This is a genomic window from Rhizobium sp. SEMIA 4085 (assembly GCF_013004495.1).
Classification (GTDB): domain Bacteria; phylum Pseudomonadota; class Alphaproteobacteria; order Rhizobiales; family Rhizobiaceae; genus Rhizobium; species Rhizobium gallicum.
In genome coordinates this window covers 1-2,558 of sequence record NZ_JABEPH010000558.1, presented here as the reverse complement: position 1 = coordinate 2,558, position 2,558 = coordinate 1, and the positions used below count along the sequence as shown (strand labels likewise).

Annotated in this window: 4 protein-coding genes; 2 read left to right on the top strand and 2 right to left on the bottom strand. The window is 61.1% G+C overall.

Going from position 1 to position 2,558, the window contains the following annotated elements:
* Together C9413_RS30900 and C9413_RS30895 are read right to left on the bottom strand one after the other, a co-directional pair.
* A partial coding sequence (locus C9413_RS30900; protein WP_170251394.1) for a ribulose-phosphate 3-epimerase occupies positions 1-424 on the bottom strand: 424 nt, incomplete at its 3' end.
* 115 nt (positions 425-539) lie between these two features.
* Positions 540-1,622, bottom strand: coding sequence for an ABC transporter substrate-binding protein (locus C9413_RS30895; RefSeq protein ID WP_039846774.1), 1,083 nt, complete (start codon positions 1,620-1,622; stop codon positions 540-542).
* A 173-nt stretch (positions 1,623-1,795) separates the two neighbouring features.
* On the opposite strand from C9413_RS30895, the gene C9413_RS30890 reads away from it, so the two are divergent.
* Both C9413_RS30890 and C9413_RS30885 read left to right on the top strand, forming a co-directional pair.
* The gene (locus tag C9413_RS30890; protein WP_039845008.1) at positions 1,796-2,290 is read left to right on the top strand and encodes a flavin reductase; all 495 of its coding nucleotides are present in this window, start codon (positions 1,796-1,798) and stop codon (positions 2,288-2,290) included.
* 21 nt (positions 2,291-2,311) lie between these two features.
* A partial coding sequence (locus C9413_RS30885; protein WP_170251393.1) for an AAA family ATPase occupies positions 2,312-2,558 on the top strand: 247 nt, incomplete at its 3' end.

The following is a 2,558-nucleotide window of genomic DNA, read 5'->3' as shown; positions in this document are numbered from 1 at the left end:
TACTCGACATGATGAGGATGAGGTCGACGTCGTCGAGAACGTTCTCGATCGCCGACAGCGGCGTTGCCGGATTGACCGTCACTCCAACCTTCTTACCGAGATTGCGGATCGTCTGCAGCGAGCGGTGAAGATGCGGTCCTGCCTCAGCATGAACCGTGATGCGGTCGCAGCCGGCCTTGGCGAAAGCCTCCAGATAAGGATCGGCCGGCGAGATCATCAGGTGGCAATCGAAGGTCGCGTCCGTATAGGAGCGCAACGACTTGATGACGTCGGCGCCGAAGGAGATGTTCGGCACGAAATGGCCGTCCATGACGTCGAGGTGGATCCAGTCTGCGCCTGCCGCCGTCACATCGCGTACTTCCTGTCCGAGCTTGGCAAAATCCGCAGCCAGAATGGAGGGGGCAATCCGGATCGGCAGGGTCATGGCACTCTTCTTCCTCCGTGGGGAACTTGCGGCGGTTTAGCAGGGCTCAATCGAACGGGCAACAGCATCGACGCTGCACTCGTGAACTCTGTGTAAACGGCATTCTCGTCTCGGGTTAATCGCCGGACGCGGCGGGCGCGGCGAAAATGCCGCGGCGCCATTCCAGCAGCCTGTAAGGGTTCTCCGAAAGCTCGTGGCCAGCCGTGAACGTCAGATCGCCGATCGGCGTAGAGAACCTCGTGCCTGCGAGTTTTTCGGCCACCGTCTTTCCTTCTGCCATGGCGGCCGTTGCCGCCTGCTGCGCGACGGCCGCTGCTGCGGCTGCCGGCAGGACATAGCCTTCAGGCTCGATGCCTTGCGCGCGCAACTCCGCCGCTGCGGCTTGTGCGGGCTGCAAAGTGTCGAATTCCGGCATGGTGACGGCACGCACGCCGTCCGGAAGCGGCAGCGGCTGGTTTGCCGCGCGCATTGCATCTCCGCCTAAAATAGCGAGCGGAATCTTCTCAGCTGCGGCATCTCGGGCGATGACTGCGACGTCGGCGCGGTCGCCGCCGATGAAAACCTTGGTGGCGCCGGCCTTCTTCAGGCGGCGGACGAGGGCGATCTGCTGATCCTGACCCGGGCGATAGGTGTCCGTAAAGACGGGCTTCAGCCCTTTTTCCTCAAGTGCATTCCGGATGGCCTCGGTCAGTTCGCGGCCATGGATGGTGCCGTCCTCGATGAGGGCGATCGGCGCTGCCTCCCAGTCGTTGAGCATCGCTTCGATGATGCGTGCGGCTTCGGCGCCATCGGCCGGCGCCAAACGAAACAGCGGCCAACCGTTCTTCAATGCGTCTTCCATCAGGATGCGTGCGCGCACCGAGACGGTGATCGCCGGAATGTTTGCATCCTTGAGCTTCGGCAATGCACTTTCCAGCGTTTCGCTGCAGAGAAAGCCGATTGCGACTTGTACCTTGGCGTTTACCAGCGCATCGGCAATCGCGGCACCACTGTTTTCCTCACAGGGCTCGTTGATTGTGACGACCGTATTGCCATCCTTGGTGATCTGATAGTTCGCTCCGGCGAATACCTGGGCGCCAAGCTGCTGCAGGTTGCCGCCCTGGGGGGCGATGACGCCGATCGTAACGCCCGCGGCATGGCTTTCGGCTGCTGCAAGAAACAGCATCGAAAAAGCCGCTATGCCACGCAGAATACTCATGAAAATCGCCGGTTCCCTGTCGCCCTTCATGCCCTTTTAGCTGCCCGGCGGCAATCGTCAAAGAAAAACAGGCGGAATGCGCCGCATTTCGTCGGCTTCATTGTAGAAAAGGTAACCGATGCCATCCATATTAGCGGCACGAGAACAGGCGGCGCGGCCGCAGGAGACCGCATTTGTTGAACAGGCAGCCGATCGATCCCCAGCTTTATCGCGATGCCATGAGCCGTTTCGGCGGTCATGTGCAGCTCGTGACGACGGTGCTTGGCGAGACACGCCGCGGGGTGACGATTACCGCGGCCTGTTCGGTATCCGACGATCCGGCCTGCGTGCTCGTCTGCCTCAACAACAGCAATCCGAAGAACGACATCTTCTTCCAGAGCGGCATTTTCGCGCTGAACACGCTTGGCGCGCACCATCAGGCGCTGGCCGACGCCTTTTCCGGACGCACGCCGATGAGCAACGACGAGCGGTTTGCGACCGGCAAGTTCGACAAGCTCGTCACCGGTGCGCCCGTGCTCTGGGATTCGCTTGCCTCCTTCGATTGCAGGGTGATGGAGATCAAGGAGATGTCGACCCACCACATCATTTTCGGTGAGGTCGTGGCCGTGCGTTTCAACGAAACAAAACCGGCGCTGCTCTATATGAACCGCGACTATCACACGCTATAACTCCCTTAAAAGGGAGGAGACATGCCCGATCATCCGCTGCCGCCCGCGTCTATCGACGAGACGATCGCCATGCTGGCAAGAGAGGATTATCTCGCAGGCCGGTCGCTGGCGACGGTCCTCTTTCTCGCCCTGAAGATGAAGCGGCCGCTGTTTCTCGAAGGAGAGGCCGGCGTCGGGAAGACCGAGATCGCGAAGGTGCTGTCGAAGGCGCTCGACCGGCCGCTGATCCGGCTGCAATGCTACGCAGGCCTCGGTGTCGCATCCGCCG

Coding starts and splice junctions, on each gene's coding strand:
- C9413_RS30895 (WP_039846774.1), bottom strand. CDS start 1,622: ATGAGTATTCTGCGTGGCATAGCGGCTTTTTCGATGCTGTTTCTTGCA.